This window comes from Desulfobulbus alkaliphilus (assembly GCF_016918545.1).
Classification (GTDB): Bacteria; Desulfobacterota; Desulfobulbia; order Desulfobulbales; family Desulfobulbaceae; genus Desulfobulbus; species Desulfobulbus alkaliphilus.
On sequence record NZ_JAFFQC010000007.1, the window covers coordinates 62013 to 81357 of the forward strand.

General features: G+C 55.1%; 14 protein-coding genes. 8 read left to right on the plus strand and 6 right to left on the minus strand.

What is annotated here, in order from left to right; translation table 11 throughout:
• Nucleotides 1–73: 73 nt before the first annotated feature.
• The 4 genes from dnaX to JWG43_RS05445 all read left to right on the plus strand — a co-directional run bounded on the left by dnaX (nt 74) and on the right by JWG43_RS05445 (nt 3979).
• Nucleotides 74–2053, plus strand: coding sequence for a DNA polymerase III subunit gamma/tau (gene dnaX, locus JWG43_RS05430; RefSeq protein ID WP_205241804.1), 1980 nt, complete (start codon nt 74–76; stop codon nt 2051–2053).
• Nucleotides 2054–2203: 150 nt separating this feature from the next.
• Entirely contained in the window at nt 2204–2512 is a 309-nt protein-coding gene (locus JWG43_RS05435; RefSeq protein WP_205241805.1) for a YbaB/EbfC family nucleoid-associated protein, read from the plus strand.
• Nucleotides 2513–3124, plus strand: a complete 612-nt coding sequence (gene recR, locus JWG43_RS05440) for a recombination mediator RecR (protein ID WP_205241806.1) — start codon at nt 2513–2515, stop codon at nt 3122–3124.
• Between the two features lie 291 nt (nt 3125–3415).
• Entirely contained in the window at nt 3416–3979 is a 564-nt protein-coding gene (locus JWG43_RS05445; protein WP_240193402.1) for a 4Fe-4S double cluster binding domain-containing protein, read from the plus strand.
• Between the two features lie 336 nt (nt 3980–4315).
• On the opposite strand, the gene JWG43_RS05450 is transcribed toward JWG43_RS05445, so the two are convergent.
• From JWG43_RS05450 to JWG43_RS05460, 3 genes are read right to left on the minus strand one after another with little or no spacing between them, the layout of a single operon-like run.
• Nucleotides 4316–4510 carry a hypothetical protein gene (locus JWG43_RS05450; RefSeq protein ID WP_205241807.1) on the minus strand — a complete coding sequence of 65 codons (195 nt, stop codon included), beginning with the start codon at nt 4508–4510 and terminating at the stop codon, nt 4316–4318.
• A 4-nt stretch (nt 4511–4514) separates the two neighbouring features.
• The gene (locus JWG43_RS05455; RefSeq protein ID WP_205241808.1) at nt 4515–4721 is read right to left on the minus strand and encodes a hypothetical protein; all 207 of its coding nucleotides are present in this window, start codon (nt 4719–4721) and stop codon (nt 4515–4517) included.
• The gene (locus tag JWG43_RS05460; protein ID WP_205241809.1) at nt 4718–5608 is read right to left on the minus strand and encodes a bifunctional 5,10-methylenetetrahydrofolate dehydrogenase/5,10-methenyltetrahydrofolate cyclohydrolase; all 891 of its coding nucleotides are present in this window, start codon (nt 5606–5608) and stop codon (nt 4718–4720) included. Before JWG43_RS05460 ends, JWG43_RS05455 begins: the two co-directional genes overlap by 4 nt.
• A gap of 571 nt (nt 5609–6179) precedes the next feature.
• On the opposite strand from JWG43_RS05460, the gene JWG43_RS05465 reads away from it, so the two are divergent.
• From JWG43_RS05465 to JWG43_RS05480, 4 genes are read left to right on the plus strand one after another with little or no spacing between them, the layout of a single operon-like run.
• Entirely contained in the window at nt 6180–7547 is a 1368-nt protein-coding gene (locus JWG43_RS05465) for an efflux transporter outer membrane subunit (protein ID WP_205241810.1), read from the plus strand.
• Nucleotides 7548–7554: 7 nt separating this feature from the next.
• Entirely contained in the window at nt 7555–8664 is a 1110-nt protein-coding gene (locus tag JWG43_RS05470; RefSeq protein ID WP_205241811.1) for an efflux RND transporter periplasmic adaptor subunit, read from the plus strand.
• Entirely contained in the window at nt 8664–11813 is a 3150-nt protein-coding gene (locus tag JWG43_RS05475) for an efflux RND transporter permease subunit (protein ID WP_205241812.1), read from the plus strand. Before JWG43_RS05470 ends, JWG43_RS05475 begins: the two co-directional genes overlap by 1 nt.
• A gap of 11 nt (nt 11814–11824) precedes the next feature.
• Complete coding sequence (locus tag JWG43_RS05480; protein ID WP_205241813.1) at nt 11825–13099, plus strand: ArsB/NhaD family transporter; 1275 nt, start codon at nt 11825–11827, stop codon at nt 13097–13099.
• 294 nt (nt 13100–13393) lie between these two features.
• On the opposite strand, the gene pta is transcribed toward JWG43_RS05480, so the two are convergent.
• From pta to JWG43_RS05495, 3 genes are all read right to left on the minus strand, one after another.
• Nucleotides 13394–15511 carry a phosphate acetyltransferase gene (gene pta, locus JWG43_RS05485; RefSeq protein WP_205241814.1) on the minus strand — a complete coding sequence of 706 codons (2118 nt, stop codon included), beginning with the start codon at nt 15509–15511 and terminating at the stop codon, nt 13394–13396.
• 301 nt (nt 15512–15812) lie between these two features.
• Nucleotides 15813–17798 (minus strand): BCCT family transporter, encoded by a 1986-nt coding sequence (locus tag JWG43_RS05490; protein ID WP_205241815.1) that lies wholly within the window; start codon nt 17796–17798, stop codon nt 15813–15815.
• Between the two features lie 195 nt (nt 17799–17993).
• On the minus strand, nt 17994–19331 hold the full coding sequence (locus JWG43_RS05495; RefSeq protein ID WP_205241816.1) for a sigma-54-dependent transcriptional regulator: 1338 nt from the start codon (nt 19329–19331) through the stop codon (nt 17994–17996).
• Nucleotides 19332–19345: the final 14 nt, after the last annotated feature.

Consider the following 19345-nt stretch of genomic DNA (forward strand, 5'->3'; position numbering starts at 1 on the left):
CCCCCACCGGAATCACTCCTCGGCCGCTTAGTGATCCGATCATTTTTTTCATCACTCAGCCTGGTACCCCGTTGTGTCCTACCTTGTCCTTGCCAGAAAATCACGTCCGCAGACTTTTGCAGAAGTTGTTGGTCAAAAAGCGGTGGTACGGACCCTGCAGAACGCACTGAAGCTGAACCGGGTCCCCCATGCTTTGATCTTCAGCGGTGTCCGTGGCACCGGCAAGACAACCCTGGCACGCGTTATGGCCAAAGCCCTCAATTGCGAACAAGGGCCGGCAGCCGAACCCTGTAATCGCTGCCGCTCCTGCCGCGAGATCACCGACGGCACCAGTATCGATCTTCAGGAAGTCGACGGGGCATCCAATCGAGGTATCCAGGAAATTCGTGAACTGAAAGAAAAAATTCGCTTCATGCCCACCAGTTCACGGTATAAAATCATCATCATTGATGAAGTGCACATGCTCACCACCGAGGCTTTCAACGCACTCTTGAAAACGCTGGAAGAACCGCCTCCCCATGTGTACTTCATGTTTGCCACCACCGAACTGCATAAAGTTCCCATAACCATCCTTTCCCGCTGCCAGCGTTATGAACTCAAACGCCTGAGCCACCGAGAACTCGCCGATCATTTCAGCCGACTGGCTGAAGCGGAAGGTGTACAGATCACCACTGAGGGTCTTGACATGATCGTCCGGGAAGCAGGCGGCAGTGTCCGTGACGGTTTGAGCCTTCTTGATCAAATTTTTTCCTATTGCGGCCGGGAAGTCAAGACCGAGGACGTCATCGATGTGCTCGGCCTCGTCAGTCATCGTCTGGTCGCCGCCATGGGGTCGGCGCTGCTCAAGGGCGAATTGGCAACAGTTTATGCCCTGCTCGACGAGATCTACCTCCATGGCACGGATATCAAACGGTTCAGCAACGATCTGCTTCAATGGTTCAGGGGTGTTATTGTCTGCTCGGTAAGTACTGATCCCGGATCCTTACTGGAAGTGACCGACGATGAACTGGAGGAAATGAAACATACGGCCGCAGCATACTCGGTGGAGACTCTTGCCGCGCTTTTCAACCTGCTCCTTAACGGATTGGAAACCGTTTCCTCTTCACAGCAACCCCGCCTGGCCCTTGAACTCACTTTTATCCGCACCATCCAGTTTCGCGATATCACCCCGGTTTCGGAACTTATCAGCCGATTCGACAACATACTGGCCGCCCTTCCCTGTGAACAGCCGAACCCGGTTCCACTTGCCGCACCCCAACAGCCGAACCGGAGCGGACCGGAAACATCTCTTCAGGATCGGGCCCAGGCTGTTACCAGACATCCTGAAGGCAACCAGGATAGACCGGCACCGAACCAGTCAGCCGACACCGTACCGCTCCAGGAATCCTTATCCAGTCGACCAACTGCATCGCCTGCCGGTCGTACCGATGGAACGGTGCCGCCTTCCTCAAAGCTACAACAAGAACTCGCGACTTCGCCTACCATGGAGCCGGACCAGACTGTCCTTCCTGAGCCCGATCAGCTGTCGCAGCCCAAATCCAATGATGCCTCCCCACCACCCCAGGATGTTCCTGCACCTGCCACCAATGCTGGCAGACTGGACAATGCAACTCTTCGCCGCCAATGGGACTCCTTCCTCAGATACGTTCATGAGCGACAACCCTGGATCGCCGCACCTCTGCGGGTCGCATCTTCAGTGGAGTGTCAGCAGGATGTTCTGATCATTCACTTTGATGACAGCACGGACTGCACCATGTTGAAACAGGCTAACAACGTCCAATCTCTGACAGAATTTGTCCTGAATTTTTTTCAGGAAAACCTAACCATCCGTTTTGAAGTTCCCGGTTCCGATGCCTGTGCTGTCCATCCAGCCAACGGCCTTGCCGTGCAGGAAAAACGAAGGGCTCTGGCGAAAGATCCGCTGGTCCTGACAGCCCTCGATGTCTTCACCGGCCAGGTCGGTGCCATCAGAGTCGGCTCGCAACATCAGACGACAACGACCCAAGTTGCCGACGGCAATCCATCCGACGAAGAGCAAGCAGGTCCTCAATAAACAGACCACACGGACGAAACCGATTGGACAGAGCCTGCAGCTTCGCCATACCCGTGTCCAAATCAGGCTTCTGTCAACAGACCACGCAGAGTGCATCAGGCTGGCAATACCGGCCACTAACCTGAACCCTTTCCCTGGAGATAACGACTAATGAACATGGGCGATTTAATGAAACAGGCGCAGCAATTCCAGGAACGTCTGGCAACATTGCAAAATGACTTGGCTGAAAAGCGCGTCACCGGATCAGCCGGAGCTGGTATGGTGACAGCCACCTTCAACGGTAAAGGCGAACTGCTTGATCTGACCATTGAAGAAGCCATGGTCCAGCGGGAGAATACTCTCATGCTGCAAGATCTTATCACTGCCGCAGTGAACGACGGAATACACAAGGCCAAAGAACTGAGCAAAAGTGAAATGGCCCGGCTGACCGGCGGACTCAATATTCCAGGTCTCATTTAAATGCAGGTCATCCCGCCCGCTCTTGAGCGTTTGATTGCCGATTTCTGCAAGCTGCCGGGAATCGGAAGAAAAACCGCCACCCGACTGGCATTGTACGTTCTACGCAGACCGGCGGCGGAAGCCCGTAACCTGGCCGGTGACCTGATCGCTCTCCATGAGACCATCCATCTTTGCCACCAGTGCTACACTTTTTGCGAAACAGACCTTTGTGGCATCTGCGGCAACACCGGCCGAAATCCTCGCCTGGTTTGTGTGGTTGAAGAGCCGGGTGACCAGATGGCTATCGAAAAAACCGGAGCGTTTCGCGGCGTGTATCATATCCTCCACGGTGTGCTCGCGCCCATGGACGGTATAGGACCCGCCGAGTTAAAAATCGGTGAACTACGACAGCGGGTCAATTCCGGCAGTATTGACGAACTGCTCATTGCCACCAGTTCCACAGTGCCAGGCGAAGCCACAGCCTCCTACCTCGCCGACCTGTTCAAAGGGGCAGCCATCAGCATCAGTCGTCTGGCCTGCGGCATTCCCATGGGCATGGACATCAAATACGCCGATGAACATACCCTGAGCAAGGCCATCGAATCCCGTCAATCGTTTCAGAAATTTCCCTGAAGCCTGAAACCTTGGACGGCTGGAGAAGGTTATTATCAGGGATTCCGCTATAATTACGATCTTGTTACAGCTGGATATGTCCAAAACAAAGGTCCAGCCGTCATAGGTTCAGGATGAAAACAACAAACAAGGATACTGACCAAACCGAGCTCTCTGGTCCGCAATGGCTATCAGACTGGATGAGCAGGCACGGTATTCTTTTGTGGGGTGGAGCAGACCTGCGTATTCTCCCTTCACCGGTGGTGCAGGGGGGGGCAACGCTTTCCCTTTGCCATTGCCTGGGTCGCTCCCATGCAGCCACATATCATGGTCGGTATTTCGAACGGACCAAACCAGGCTTACGCCGACGAATACGGCCGGGTGAATGCCCGTATCAACAGGCTGTCCGCAGCGCTGGTCGACGCACTTGTCACCAGAGGGTATCATGCTACGCCACTTGCGGCGTCGGAACGAACGGATACTGTTGGAATCCGGGGTGACTTTCCCCACAAAACAGCGGCCACCCTTGCCGGGTTAGGTTGGATCGGCCGCAACTGTCAGCTTGTGACCCGCGCGTACGGTCCCTGGGTTCGTCTGGGCACGGTTTTCACCGATCTTGCCCTTCCCTGCGGCCCGCCAATGCAGAAAAGTTTCTGCGGCCATTGTTTGCGCTGCGTCGAGGCCTGCCCGGCAAAGGCCCTGCAGGGGAACGCCTGGGTGCCAGGGATACCCCGGGAGGCGTTACTGGATGTGCGAGCCTGTGATCAATGGAAAAAAGAGCACTACTTTGCCTATCATAACGGTCACAACTGCGGCATCTGCGCCGCTGTCTGTCCCTATGGCACCAAAACCCTGAAAAGCAAATCACCGATCTGAAAATATCAGATCATCCCACCGCCATCACAACAATTGGCAAAAACTCGCACAGAGAAGGACCCACAGGTCGACACTCCTCTCCATGCAGCCCGCTGGTTACGAAAGCCTGGATCCGTGAGCATTTGTCAGTGCGCCAGCTTCATTGTTCGTTGCCGTTCGACTAAAATAGACTTTATCGGACGGTTACGGGCAATGAAGATGGCGGACGGACGCCCCGAAGGGCGGCTGGTGAAAGAGTATTGCCAAAAATATCGTCCTATTTTCAGGACGATTACAGCAAATTAAATCAAAAACAAGAGCCCAGCCGTCACAAATTCAGAGAAAGATGAAAGCCGATCAACGCCGATTGACATTACAGGACTGGATCCGGTTGATAATACTCTCCAAGGCCTGAAAAAACGATGCAGCCCCGGGGTCCTTCGGATCCCGTTCCCGGCGCTGTTCGTAGTGAGCAAACAACTCGGCCAGAATCAAATGGGCCTCGTCGTTGTCCAGGGAACCCAGGACATCCCAAAGATCATTGCCATTCATGATGTCATTCCTCTTCGTCGTGAAGATCGTCTCCGGTGCGCTCGGGCGTAGGGCCCTCATCCTCCAGGACATATCCGAAGCCGCAGCAGGCCGGGCACTCTTCCCTGGTGATGAAAAATCGGCTTTCTCCCTGGAAATACCCGATTTCTCCAGTGCCGCCACAGGTATTGCAGACCTGTCTGTTTTCTTTCGCAAAACCCTGCATGCTCAACCATCTATCCTCGCAGCCCTTTTGGCCGCCTGCAGGGTGTTCTGCATCAACATGGTAATGGTCATTGGACCGACCCCACCCGGTACCGGAGTAATGGCACCGGCTTTGCCGACCACATCGTTGAAATCGACATCGCCGGCGAGTATGGCTTTGCCGTTGGCCGCCTGACCGACGCGATTGATGCCGACATCAATGATGACCGCGCCTTCTTTGATTTGATCGGCCTTGATCATGCGCGCCACTCCAGCGGCAACGATGAGGATGTCGGCCCTGCGGGTATGGAACCCCATGTCCCGGGTTCGGGTATGACAGACGGTTACCGTAGCGTTGCCTCCTTCCCGTTTCTGCAGCATCAGACTGGCCACGGGCTTGCCGACGATATTGGACCGCCCGATCACCACCACTTCAGCCCCGGAAGTCTCGACACCGGAACGGCGAAGCAACTCGAGAATACCGTTAGGGGTACAGGGCAGGAAACACTGTTCACCCAACAACATCTTACCGACGTTGACCGGATGGAAACCATCGACATCTTTATCCGGATCGATAGTAAAAAGTACCTTGGTCTCGTTGATGTGGCGAGGCAGTGGTAACTGCACCAGAATACCATGAATGGCGGGATTCCGGTTGGCCTCGTCGATGATCCGCAACACATCGACCTCAGCCGTGATGGCCGGCAGAGTCACCTGTTCGGAAAAAATCCCCAGTGCCTCAGCGGTCCTGTTCTTGGCGGCTACATAGGACTGGGAGGCCGGATCATCGCCCACCAGGATAGTCACCAAACCGGGAATGATGTTATACTCCTGTTTAAGACGGCGCACCTCGATTCCGATTTCTTCTCGTATCGCCTTGGCGGTTTCGATTCCGCTGATGATTGTTGCCGGCATGTTCATCGTTATGAAAAAAGGGAATAGGGAACCGGTACGGGACCGGCTGACTCTCTGTCTTTTGCAAACTATCACAGCGACCGGTTTTTTCAAGGAGAGACATGACATTCCTTTAATTGGCGCGGAGTCTCTCTCCCCTGAATCCGTAACGGGAGAATGGTTGTGGCGGTTTTTTCCCGTTCTCAATCACAGTTTTTCATTTTTTTCATATTTTCTGCACAATTCATCATTATCTTTTGCTCCAAGCGAACACAGCATGCCTTGCCGATACGTTCCACTTTTTTCAGCAACGGTTTCCGCATATACTGATCTCTGGATCCGTGAGCGTTCATCCGTGCGTCAGCTTTGTCGCTCGTGGCCGTTCGATTAAAATACCCTTTATCGAACGGTTAAGGGCAAAAAATGGTGTGCGGACGGACGCCCTGAAGGGCGGCGGGTGAAGGGGGTCCATGAAAAATGTTTCTCCACTTATGTCCTGATTACAGACAAATATATCCACAAAAAAACCCAGCCGTCACGGATCCAGGTGATCGATACGGCTCAACCCGATCGACATGCCAAGGAGATATTTTTGAGCAGATTGTTTTTTTTGCTGTCGGTGATCATGGCAATCCTGCTATCCGGCTGCAGCGTCCACTCCATAGATCCTGCCCCCTTGCCTCTGCAATCAGGAGCAGCAAGCTACGCCATCGAACAAGCCGATGCTGATGCAGTCCTGAGGAGCCGTTGGTACGACAGTTTCAACGACCCCGAACTCAGCGAGCTGATTGCCCAGGGCCTGGAGAATAACCTCGATATCCGCGCAGCCTTGTCTCGACTCGAACAAGCCGATGCACTGACCAGACAGTCAACCGCACGTCTCTCTCCCGAAATCAATCTCAATGCCAATACCAGTGGGAGATGGGAAAGCGGTGCCAGCAGGAGAACAAGCAGTGAAACAGGACTTGCCCTGTCCTGGGAAATCGATGCCTTCAACCGGCTGCAGTCCGCGGCCACTGCCGACCAGTTGTTGCGCTCAGCGGCCGCCCATGATGTGGAAACAGCCCGCCTGACCCTGACAGCATCCCTGGCAGCGACCTATTACCGGGCCATTGCCCAGCACGCTGTCCTTGCCCTGCTCCATCAACAGGAACAGGCGGACAAGGAACTCCTCACCCTCATCGAATTACGTTGGCAAAAAGGGGTTGGTACCAGGATCGAGTTCCTGCAGCAACAAGGACAACTGGTGCAAACCCAGAGTCTCATCCCGCCGGCCAGAGCCGCTCTGCGGACCGAGGAACTCCGTTTGGACGTACTGCTCGGCACGGCACCGGACCAGGAAGAACGGACCACCGCCGACCATCGCCTTGCTACCGTCGGAAACCTCCCCCCGTTGGGTATCCCATCGGATCTACTGCTCCAACGGCCGGACCTGCGCGCCCAGCGTGACCGACTGGTCGCCGCCGATGCCTCCATTGGCGAGGCCATGGCCGCCCGATTGCCGCGTGTGACCGTGACCGGCGGTTTATTCCTGGTCGACAGTGCCAATTCCTCCGGTCCTCTCGGATCCCTCCTTGCTGGTTTGGTGCAACCCCTGCTGGACTGGGGCCGGCGAAAAGCGGAAGTCGAAAAAAACCAGGCACTGTATGAGGAACGCCTGACCATTTTCACTCGCACCTACCTGGAAGCGATCGAAGAGGTCGAAAACATTTTGTACCGAGAACACCGTCAGCGCGAATATATACAATTGCTCGATGCCCGTCGTCACCTCCTCAACCAGAATCTGACCTTGGCTCAAGAGCAATTTGGCCAGGGCGTGAATGATTACCTGCCTGTACTCGATGCCCTGCGCAGCCTTCACCAGGTGGAACGCGACCTGGTGTTGCAACGCCTGCAGCTTGTTCTCCTGAGAATACAACTTTTCCGTGCCCTGGGAGCCCCGGTGGCCACGGCGGGATAACCTTGTCATGAAGCCTTATGCCATACCTTTTCCATGCACCCTCCTGCTTTCCTGCCTTCTTGCCGGCTTTGCCTTTGCCCAGCCCCGTGATCTGGCCCCAGCTGTCGTTGTCGCTGAAGCCCGCCAGGTCGAAATCGCTGATGAGGTCGAAGCCCTGGGTACCCTGCGGGCCAATGAATCTGTCACCTTGACGGTAACAGTCACCGATACGGTGGTAGCCATCCATTTCGAGGACGGCCAACGGGTAGAGGCCGGTGACAATCTGGTGGAGTTATCCAGTGCGGTCGAACTCGCGGAAATGGAAGTGGAACAGGCCTCCATCGCTGCGGAAGCCCGCCGTCAGGTCGACCGCCTGGAAGGGCTGGTCAGTTCGGGGGCAGCCTCGGAATCCCTGCTGGATCAGCGCCGCCGCGAGTATCAGACGGCCCTGGCACGATTGAACATCATCAAGGCACGGATCGACGACCGCCGGATCACAGCACCGTTCAGCGGGGTGGTGGGTCTGCGCAACATCAGTGTCGGCTCGCTCCTGCAACCCGGGGTACCTATCACCACCCTGGATGACGATTCAATCATGAAACTGAATTTTTCCGTGCCCTCGGTGCACCTGACCACTCTTGTGCCTGGATTGGACATTATCGCCCGGGCCGCCCCTTTCGGTGACCGGGTTTTCACCGGCACCCTGTCCAGCGTGGACACTCGCATCGATCCGGTCACCCGCGCCATCACGGCACGAGCCATACTCGAAAACGACGACCGTCTTCTCAAACCGGGCCTGCTGATGAATGTGATTCTGCTCAAAAATCAACGTCAGGCCATAGTGATTCCTGAATCAGCCATTGTCTTTGACGGGCGGCAAACCTTTGTTTTTCTGGTACAAACAGGTGAGGATGGGCGACCCTTGACCAGAAAAACGGAGGTCAGGATCGGTACCCGCGGCCCGGGGAAGGTGGAAATCCTCGAAGGGCTGGTTGCCGGCGATCTGGTGGTCACCCACGGGACGATCAAGGTGAGCGATGCCATGGTGATTCGGATCCTTGCCAGGCAGGAGGGCAACGAATCTCTGCAAGAGCTTCTTCGTCAGGACAGAGAGACAGGCGACATGGAGACCAGGTAATGCTACTTTCCGACCTCTCGGTCAAGCGGCCGGTTTTTGCCTCTGTCATCTCTCTGCTGTTGGTGGCCTTCGGCCTGGTCTCCTTCGATCGTCTTGCTCTGCGGGAATATCCCCGCATTGACCCGCCCGTCGTTACCATCGATGTCCGCTACCCCGGAGCCTCCGCCAGCATCGTCGAGACAAGAATCACCCAACTGGTGGAAAATCGCATTTCCGGCATCGAAGGGATCAATTATATTCAATCCTCCAGCGAGGATGGGCGTTCCCGGGTCATTCTGGAGTTCAACATCAACCGTGACATCGATGCTGCCGCCAATGATGTCCGCGACCGTGTTGCCGGCCTGCTCAATAACCTGCCGGACGAGGCCTCGCCGCCCGAGGTGCAGAAGGTCAATTCCGACGATGATGTCGTTGTCTGGTACAGCCTCTCCAGTCCGTATATGAACGGTCAAGAGTTGACTGATTATGCCAGGCGCTATCTGGCCGAACGATTCTCGGTCCTCGACGGGGTGGCCAATGTGCGCATCGGCGGTTCGCAGACCTATGCCATGCGCATCTGGCTGGATCGCAACGCTATGGCCGCCCGCGGCCTGACGGTCAGCGACATCGAGAATGCGCTGCGGGCTGAGAATATTGAATTGCCCGCCGGAGAAATCGAGTCCATCGAACGTCAGTTTACCGTCAGGGTGGAGCGAACCTTCCGCACGGTGGAGGATTTTGCCAGACTGGTGCTGGCCAAGGGGCAGGATGGCCATCTGGTCCGTCTGAGCGATGTAGCGCGCGTCGAACGCGGCACCGTGGAAAACCGAACCATGTTCCGTGGCGATGGCCTGCCGCGTATCGGTATCGGCATCACCAGGCAGTCCGTGGCCAACACGCTTCAAGTTACCGACGCCGCGGCTCGACTGGTGGAGGAACTCAATCCAACCCTGCCTGATGGCATGGTCATAAGCCGCACCTTTGATTCCTCTGTTTTCATCAAGGCCGCCATCCGCGAGGTCTATGTCACCCTGGCCATTGCTCTGACCATGGTGGTGGTCATTATTTACCTCTTTCTCGGCAACATCCGCGCCACACTCATCCCGGCGGTGACGGTGCCGGTGTCGCTCATCGCCACTTTTTCAATCATCTACGCCTTTGGTTTTTCTATCAACCTCCTCACCCTGCTCGCCTTGGTGCTTGCTATCGGCATTGTGGTCGACGATGCCATCATTATCCTGGAAAACATCATCCGCCGCATGCAGGACTATCGGGAGACCCCACTGGTTGCCGCCTACCGGGGGACCAGAGAGGTTGGCTTCGCGGTGATCGCCACCACCATGGTGCTGATCTCGGTGTTTGTGCCCATCACCTTTCTCCAAGGAGACCTGGGCCGCCTTTTTACCGAGTTCGCTCTGACCATGGCAGCGGCCATCCTCTTTTCCAGCCTGACAGCCCTTTCCTTGTCCGCCATGTTGGGGGGGCATTTTTTACAACAAAAAAACCACGGCGGTACCCCTGGCCCGACCATCATGCATCGTCACTTCAAGGTGATCCGCCACGGGTACATGCGTGCCCTGTCGATTTGTATCCGCAGACCGGTCATTGTTCTGGTGGTGTTTGCCGCCCTGATCGCCACCACCTTGCACGTTTTTCGCCAGATTCCCTTTGAATACACTCCCCGTGAGGACCGGGGCGTATTCATCGTTCTTGTCAATGGACCCGAGGGCGCTACTTTTGCCGTTATGGAAGAATACATGGATGAGATAGAACGGCGTCTGCTGACCTACACCGGTGATAACGGCGAAATCTCATCCATGCTGGTCCGGGCGCCGCGGGGTTTCGGCAACATCGCCCGCTTCAATACCGGCATGGCGATGGTCGTGCTCGAAGACTGGGGAAAACGCCGGCCCGCCAGCGTTATCATGAATGAAATCCGGGGCCGACTCAATGATCTGCCTGACGTGCAGGTCGCTGTCGTCATGCGGCAGGGTTTCACTCGCTCCGCGGCAAAGCCGGTCCAATTTGTCATTGGCGGCGGAACCTATGAACAACTGGCATCCTGGCGGGACATTCTGATCGAGAAGATCGAAAAAAACAATCCTGGTTTGATTGCCGTGGATTGGGACTATAAAGAAACCAAACCGCAGCTGGGGGTCCGCATCGATTATGACCGTGCTGCGGAGGCAGGCGTCACGGTCACTACCATCGGTCGAACACTGGAAACCATGATGGGGTCACGCAGGGTGACGACCTATATCGATGATGGTGAGGAATATGACGTAATTCTTGAAGGGGAGCGCGAGGAACAGCGCAGCAAAACCAGCATGGAACATATCTATGTCCGCTCCAGCCGGACCGGCGCCCTGCTCCCCCTGGCCAACTTCATAACCATCGAAGAGTTTGCCGACTCCGCCACCCTCAACCGCTACAACCGCGTCCGGGCCATTACCATCGAGGCCAACCTGGTCGATACTCTGCCCCTGGGGGAAGCACTGAACTATCTTGAAAACCTGGTCAGAGAGCACTTGCCCGATACGGTTCGTATCGATTATAAAGGAGAATCAAGGGATTTGAAAAAATCCATCGGTTCCATGGTTTTTGTGTTCGTCCTGGGTATTGTGGTCGTTTTTCTGGTGCTGTCCGCGCAGTTTGAAAGCTACCTCCACCCCCTGGTCATCATTCTCACCGTACCGCTGGCCATGGCGGGCGGCCTTCTCGGCCTGCACCTGACCGGAAAAACGTTGAACATCTATTCACAGATCGGCTTGTTGACCCTGATCGGCCTGTCGGCGAAAAATGGTATTCTCATCGTCGAATTCGCCAACCAGCTGCGGGACAGGGGCGCATCTTTCAATCGAGCCCTGATGAAATCCGCGCAACTGCGCCTGCGGCCCATTCTGATGACCGGTCTGACTGCCGCCGCCGGGGCAACACCGCTCATCCTGACGTCTGGGGCTGGGGCCGAAACTCGCCATGTGATCGGCATCGTTGTTTTTGTCGGAGTCCTGACCGCGACCCTCTTCACTATCTTCGTGGTGCCGGTGGCCTACAGCCTGATCTCGCGATACAGCGGTTCACCAGGTGATGTGGCCAAAAGACTGCAGCAGGAACAGCATCAGGTCCCGAAGGCATCGCTTCCGCACATCGACAAGCCACCAACAAAGTAAGTTCTCGCGTCATGCATGCCTGGGTCGCTTCCCTGACATTTCTCGCGGTCATCCTGCTTGTTATCAGCAACCGACTGAGCCCGGCGGTGGCGGCACTTACCGGAGTTCTTGTCCTGGTCTACGGGGGGATTTTCACCCTTTCCGAGGCTGTGGAACAGATGACCTCGGCCTACTCGACCCTGGCCCTGCTCCTGGGCGCCATGATCGTGGCCCGCACCCTGCAGCCAATCGGCATATTTAATAAAGTTGCCCGGAGAATGTTGATCGTTTCCCGGGGCAGAGGCAGCCGACTGCTCATCGGGATCACCCTGGTCACCGTCATGCTCAGCGCCATACTGCCTAATGCCACGGTAGTCTTGATACTCGGCCCGGTGCTGCTTCCCCTTGCCAGGGAACTCAAGCTGCAACCCGCGCCACTGCTCATCCTGGTGGCACTGGCCGCTAACAGCGGCGGCCTGCTGACCATGGTCGGTGATCCAGCCACATATCTGATCAGCCAGGCGGCCGGGATGCATTTTTCTGCCTACCTCAAGGCCTTTTCATGGACCGGTGTGGTCGCGGTAGCTGTCTTGGTGCTGCTGCTGCCCTGGTGCTGGCGGCACGAATGGCGAGTCAGGCTGCCTGTCCAGGCGGAATCCCTGCCGCCAAAAGTGCTTATTCCCTGGCGGTTTTTCCTGCCCATCGTTGCCATCGGCAGCGGCATGCTCATTTTTTTCGTCATCGGAGAACTGCTGGAAGTTCCGGTTTCTCCCGATCTGATCGCCCTGAGCGCGGCCTCGGGCGCCCTCATCCTGGCGGAGCGATTCAGCCTGGATTCCGCGGCCGACATTCTCAGGGACATCGATTGGAGCACACTGATTTTCTTTTCCTGCACCTTCATGCTCACCGGCGCACTGGAAGCCACAGGGGTCATTGAGGCAATCGCCGCTTACCTCGGCAATGCCGTGACTACTCAACCCCAGGTAGCGGTGTATCTTCTTTTTCTTGCCATCATGACTATCTCGTGGGTGGTCCCCAACATCCCGATCATGGCGGCCCTGATTCCGCTCATCGAGGCACTTGGCAGGCAAGGCAATCGGATGGAACTGTATGCTTCCCTGCTTCTCGGCGGTTCCCTGGGAGGCAACGCCACCATGGTCGGCGCTTCCGCCAACATGGTCGCGGTGGGCATAGCCCGTCAGAATGGCACCCCCATTCTCTTTGTTCCCTTTCTTCACTACGGATTACCCGTCTGCCTGGCCCAGATGCTGGTTATCGGACTCTTGCGTCTGCTCATAGGCACCTGAACAACAGCCGGGAAAGGCATCACCCTCCAGCGCCTTTCCGTTCCCCTGCTCCAAAGACGCTCAGCATGCTCTTCACCTCAATTCGTAAGTGTCCGTCCGTGGGTCAGCTTCGTTATTCGTGGTGCTTGCTTAAAGGAGACGTTATCGAACGGATACGGGCCATGAAGATGGAGTGCGGACGGACGCCCCGAAGGGCGGCTGTTGAAGATTATAGTCAAGGATTCTGCTGCAATTACAATCTGATTATCGCAAGATATAACACAAAAAAGAGTCCAGCCGTCACGGATGCAGGCTTCAGGCTTCCTCCTGGTGCTTCTTGGCCAGGGCCTGGGCCTGGATAGCGGTAATAGCCACGGTGTTGACGATATCAGGCACCAGACAGCCGCGACTGAGGTCATTGACCGGCTTGTTGAGTCCCTGCAGAATAGGACCGATTGCCACTGCTCCGGCGGAACGCTGCACCGCCTTGTAGGTATTATTGCCGGTGTTGAGATCGGGAAAGATGAAAACCGTTGCCCGCCCAGCCACCTCGCTCTCCGGCATTTTCTGGCTGCCCACCGAGATATCAATAGCGGCGTCGTACTGAATCGGTCCGTCGATTTTCAAGTCCGGTCGAAGTGTACGGGCCAGGGCCACCGCCCTGCGCACCTGCTCCACATCTTCACCATGTCCCGATGAACCGCTGGAATAAGAAAGCATGGCCACAATCGGCTCGATGTTGAACATGGCCGCGGTCTCCGCTGAACGAATGGCGATCTCCGCCAGCTGCTCGCTGTCGGGGTTGGGATTGACCGCGCAATCGCCGTACACCAGCACCCGTGTTTCCAGACACATGAAAAAGACACTGGAAACCACCAGAACTTCCGGGCGGGTGCGGATGATCTGGAAAGCCGGCCGAATGGTGTGCTCGGTGGTGTGGACCGCACCGGAAACCATGCCGTCGGCCCTGCCGGTGTGAACCATCATGGTTCCAAAATAGCTGACATCATTGATGGCGTCTTGAGCGTAGTCCCGGGTGAATCCCTTGTGCTTGCGCAACTGGTAGAGGTTTTCAATGAACTCCTCCCGCAGAGGAGATGTCTTGGGGTCAATGATGGACACATCCTGCAGTTTCAGACCCAGAGTTGCCCCCCGACTGCGGATCGTCTTTTCATCACCAAGCAGGGTGAGATCAACCACCTCGCGGGAGCGAAGAATCTCGGCCGCCTGGAGAATACGCTCGTCATACCCCTCGGGCAGGACAATATGTTTGCGCTCGGCCCTGGCCTGCTGAAAAAGTGAATACTCAAACATCAAGGGAGACATGATGGTGGTCACGGTATCGATGACCTGCTGCTCCAGACCGACCGTATCGACATGACTTTCAAAAACACCCAGGGCCCTGGCAGTTTTCTGCTCATTATGCGGCTGCAATACCCCCTTAACCTCACCGGCACGCATAGCTGCCTTGTAGGTATCGCCAGGGATAAGATACATCGACAAGGGCAGATTATCGATACCGTCGAGCAATCTGACCATGGAGGGGCTTGGTTCAAAACCACCGGAAAGCAGCAGGCCCGCCGGTGAAGGATAATGACGCGAAGCTATAGCCCCCAGGGTGGCAAGGATGATGTCCGGGCGGTCGCCGGGGGTGATTATCAGATCGTCCTCTTCAAGAAAGTCGATGAAATTTGCCGGACTCATCGCCGCCACCTTGATGGCATGAATATCACTTTGCCGTCCGGCGGCCGGTGGGCCGCTGAAATGACGAGCACCGAGGGCTTCGGTGATCTCCTCCATGGTTGGCATACTGAACCCTTTCATCTCAGGAAGGAAATCAAGCCGATAGGATTTTTCCTGGTGACTGGCCTTGATTTGCTCCTTGGCGGCGGTGAACAGGTCGGGATCGATCCGGTTGACAAACATCGCCAACAATGGGCACTGATACTGTTCATAGATTTTCTCCGCTACCCGTATGTTTCCCTGTATTTCATCAACACCGCGATTGCGGGCATTGACAACGTGCAGGGTCGGGGTCCCCAGTTCGCGGGCAATACGAATACTGATGTCGTAATCAAAGGCCTCGGACATACTGACAATGTTTGGCCCCTCGCACAACAGGAAGTCGCATTTTTTACGGACTTCAACGAATTTGCCGACAATACGGCGAAACAGCAGTTGCTCCTGCCCATTGGCAACCAGAGAACGAGCCTCGTCATGGCTGATACCGACCATCTCCTCCTCGGTCAGATCAATATTGTACCGGTGTCTGATCAGGTTGATGTCATTGTCATTGGTGCCATCTCCCGGGGTGATCGGTCGGAAGAACCCCACATGACCGATCCGTCGAGAGAGCAGTTCCATGACCCCCAGGGTCACAACCAGTTTGCCGCATTCAATTTCCAGATTGGCGATATATAGGCTGTCGGCCATGGCGTACCCGTACGAAAATAATAAAATATAAAGACCTGGATCCGTGAGCGTTCGTCCGCAGGTCAGCTTTAGCTGGTGAAAGGTATTGTTAAGGATTCCGCTGCAATTATTATATGATTACAGCAAGATATTTTCAGTAGAATGGTCGATGTAGCCGCGTGTGCATGTAAAGCTCTGCAGAGGCAGGCAGAAAGGGAGTGCATAAGGCATAAGACTCGTTACCCTGAGAGAATACCCTTTGCCTCAAGCCGCTACGATCCCTTTACCCAGAGATCGCAGCGGTTGGCATGATGCAAAAATTTCAACGCAATGTCAGGAGAAAATGAAGGTGCTTTTCGTACTGATCGATCACGTCGGTGATGATCTGCTCCTTGCTCCATCCCATTACATCGTAGTCCTGTCCGCCCTCGCTCAGGTGCACCTCTGCCCGATAATAACTTTTACTTCGCTTTTTTGAAGTGCCGCGCAGGGCAAAGGTCGGAGGTGAATAGGTGCGGGGTCGAACCGAATAAAAAAAATCGATTTCGTCACCGTGGAGAATCTCCAGCCAGACACGACCGTCTTCACCATGCTCCACGCGAACGTCCATGTCTCGTTTTTTCAATTCAATGGTAACGTCCTCCAGTGCAGGCGTGACGGTTTTGGTGATGAATTCCTTGACCTCTGTCTCGGTAGGGTGGTGCAACAAGGAGGTAATTCGTTTTTGCCAGGAAACCGGTTTCTGGGCAATCTGCGGCATAAGTACCGCATTGCTCAGGCTGGCCCTCTTGACTATATCAATGCGCAGGGCACGTAAAAGGCCCCAACACATAAACAGCATGATCACGGTAAAGGGCAGTGCAGTGGCAATAGTTGCGGTCTGCAATGCCGCCAGGCCACCTGCCAGCAGGAGTGCTGATGCAACAACACCCTCACTCCCGGCCCAGAATATCCGCTGCCAGACCGGCGCATCATCTTCACCGCCCGACGCCAGCATATCAATGACCAGAGAACCGGAATCCGATGAGGTGACAAAGAAGGTTACCACTAAAATGGTGGCAAGCAGCGACATAATACTGGAGAGAGGCAGATGTTCAAAAAACTGGAACAGAGCCATGGTGGTATCTGCAGACACGGCTTCACCTAACTCGGTAATTCCCTGGGCCATAATCATGTGCAGGGCGGTGTTGCCGAAAAAAGTCATCCACATAAAGGTGAAGCCAACCGGAACCAGCAGTACGCCAAGGACAAACTCGCGAATAGTCCGGCCTCTGGACACTCGAGCGATGAACATGCCGACAAACGGAGCCCAGGCAATCCACCAGCCCCAATAAAACAAGGTCCAACCACCAACCCAGCCCGTTGGTTCATAAGCCTCGAGATTGAACGTCATAGTGACGATATTCGAGGCGTAGGCACCGATATTCTGAGTCAAGGTCTGTAGCAGGAACACAGTCGGGCCGGCCACCAGCACAAAAGCCACCAAGGCAATCGCCAGAATCATGTTTAACTCGGAAAGCCGGCGGATACCGCCATCCAGTCCCAGCACCACGGAAACGATGGCAATAAGAGTAATCCCGGCAATGAGTAGGATCTGTACGGTAATGGAAACGGGAACGTCAAACAAATAGTTGAGGCCGGAATTCACCTGAATGGCACCGAAGCCAAGAGATGTGGCCACGCCAAACATGGTGCCGAGAATGGCAAAGATGTCGACAGCATGACCGAAGGGACCATGAATCCGCTCACCGATCAAAGGATAGAAGGCTGAGCGAATGGTCAGGGGCAGGTTGTGGCGAAAAGAAAAATACGCCAGAGAAATGGCCACCACCGCGTAGATGGCCCAGGCATGAACCCCCCAATGGAAAAAGGTGATTCTCATTGCATCCCGGGCCGCTTCAACCGTCCCCGGATCAGCCACAGGTGGAGTCAGATAATGCATGACCGGCTCGGCCACCCCGAAAAACATGAGACCAATACCCATCCCTGCGGAAAAGAGCATGGCGAACCAGGAAAGATAGCTGTAGTCCGGTTCACTGTGGTCCGGACCCAACTTGATGGATCCATAGCCGAACACCCCCAGCAGAACCACAAAAATCAGGAAGGTGGCCATAGCTAATACATAAAACCAGCCAAAGGTGTGGACAATCCAACCCTGGATACCGCTGAAAAGTTCTCCGGCCCGTCCAGGGTCGAGTATGGTAAAAACAACGAAAAGAATAATCAAGCCGGCTGAACCTAAAAAGACCGGCGGATTAATTTGTATTCGAGGTTTTCGGGTTGACTCTTCTGACGCATTACTGCTCATGATTCATCCTCCCATGGATAAATATTTATCTGAATAAAACGGATAGGACACGAGTATACGCATACTACCGAGGCAAAAACAACCCAAAAAATTAAAGCAACCGGTCTGATTCTTCGAAAAAAACATGAAAAATCAGACGTTAGCAGCGGTGTCTTTTTCCTGCAGCGAAGAGGACCAGGTGGAGCGCGGGGCAGGTCAGCGAAGCTTTTCCCGCAAAGTTTTTCGATCAATTTTGAGAATGGCGGCCGCCCTGGTTTTGTTCCCCTGCACACTGGCCAGAACCTCACGAATATATTCCGCTTCGTATTCGGCCAGACTGCGATCCAGTCGTTTAGTGATGGAGACCGTGGGTTTCAGGGTCGAGGGCAGATCCATGAGATCGATTGTTTCTCCCTCGCACATGAGAACCAGTTTCTGCACCAGGTTTTCAAGTTCCCGCACATTGCCAGGCCAGTGATAGGCCATCAGATGTTGTAAAGCCTCATCGCTGAAAGAAGGAACCGGATGCCCCAGGTCCTTGGCGAATTTTGCCCGGAAATGGTTAATTAACAGCAGGAGATCGTCACCCCGCTCCCGCAAAGGCGGTAGAGAGATGTCGATTACGTTGATTCGATAGTACAGGTCTTCTCTGAACAAACCCTTGTCGATCAACTGTACCAGGTTCTTGTTGGTGGCACAGATCATACGGGTATCGATCTGTACGGCACTACTCGATCCCACCTTGTAGATGGTTTTCTCTTGAATGGCCCGTAACAGTTTGGCCTGCAGGGCCAGGCTGGCATCGCCGATCTCATCCAGGAAAAGCGTGCCTCCGTCGGCGATGGCAAAAAAACCGCTACGCGCGGTTCCTGCTCCGGTGAAGGCCCCTTTGACATGGCCAAACAATTCACTTTCAATCAGGTTTTCCGGAATGGCTGTACAGTTGACCGGGACAAAGGGTGCTGATCGGCGTTTTCCAGCGTAATGGATGGAGCGGGCGACGAGTTCTTTTCCAGTGCCGCTCTCGCCGGAAATGTTCACGGTCGCCGACGTATCACCGGCCTTGCCGATCAGTTTGAACACCTGCTGCATGCTCGCCGATGCCCCGATGATGCCATACGATTGCCCCGAGAGTGATTCACCGTGCGCCAATCGTTGACGCGTCATTTTTTCAACAATCGATCGAACCGCCTCCAGCAGTTCCCGTTCCGTGAAGGGTTTGGCCAGGTAATGTTCAGCGCCGGTCTTAATGGCTTCAACAGCCCCCTCGATGGAAGGATGACCGGTGATCATCATGATCTCGACATCCTTCAGATTGTTGCGAACATACTGAACCAGTTCCAGGCCGCTGACCCTGGGCATGCGCAGATCAGTGATGATCAAATCGAATACGGATGACGTAATAAGCTGCAGAGCTTCTTCAACGCACGAGCAGGTCCGCACCGCATAGCCTTCATCCTCGAGATGAGTCTGGATCACCTCGCGGGCATCGGCTGAATCGTCAACGACCAGAATTCTGAATAGTTCTGATTGGATATGTGTTTCTTTATCCATGAAACTGTCTCTCC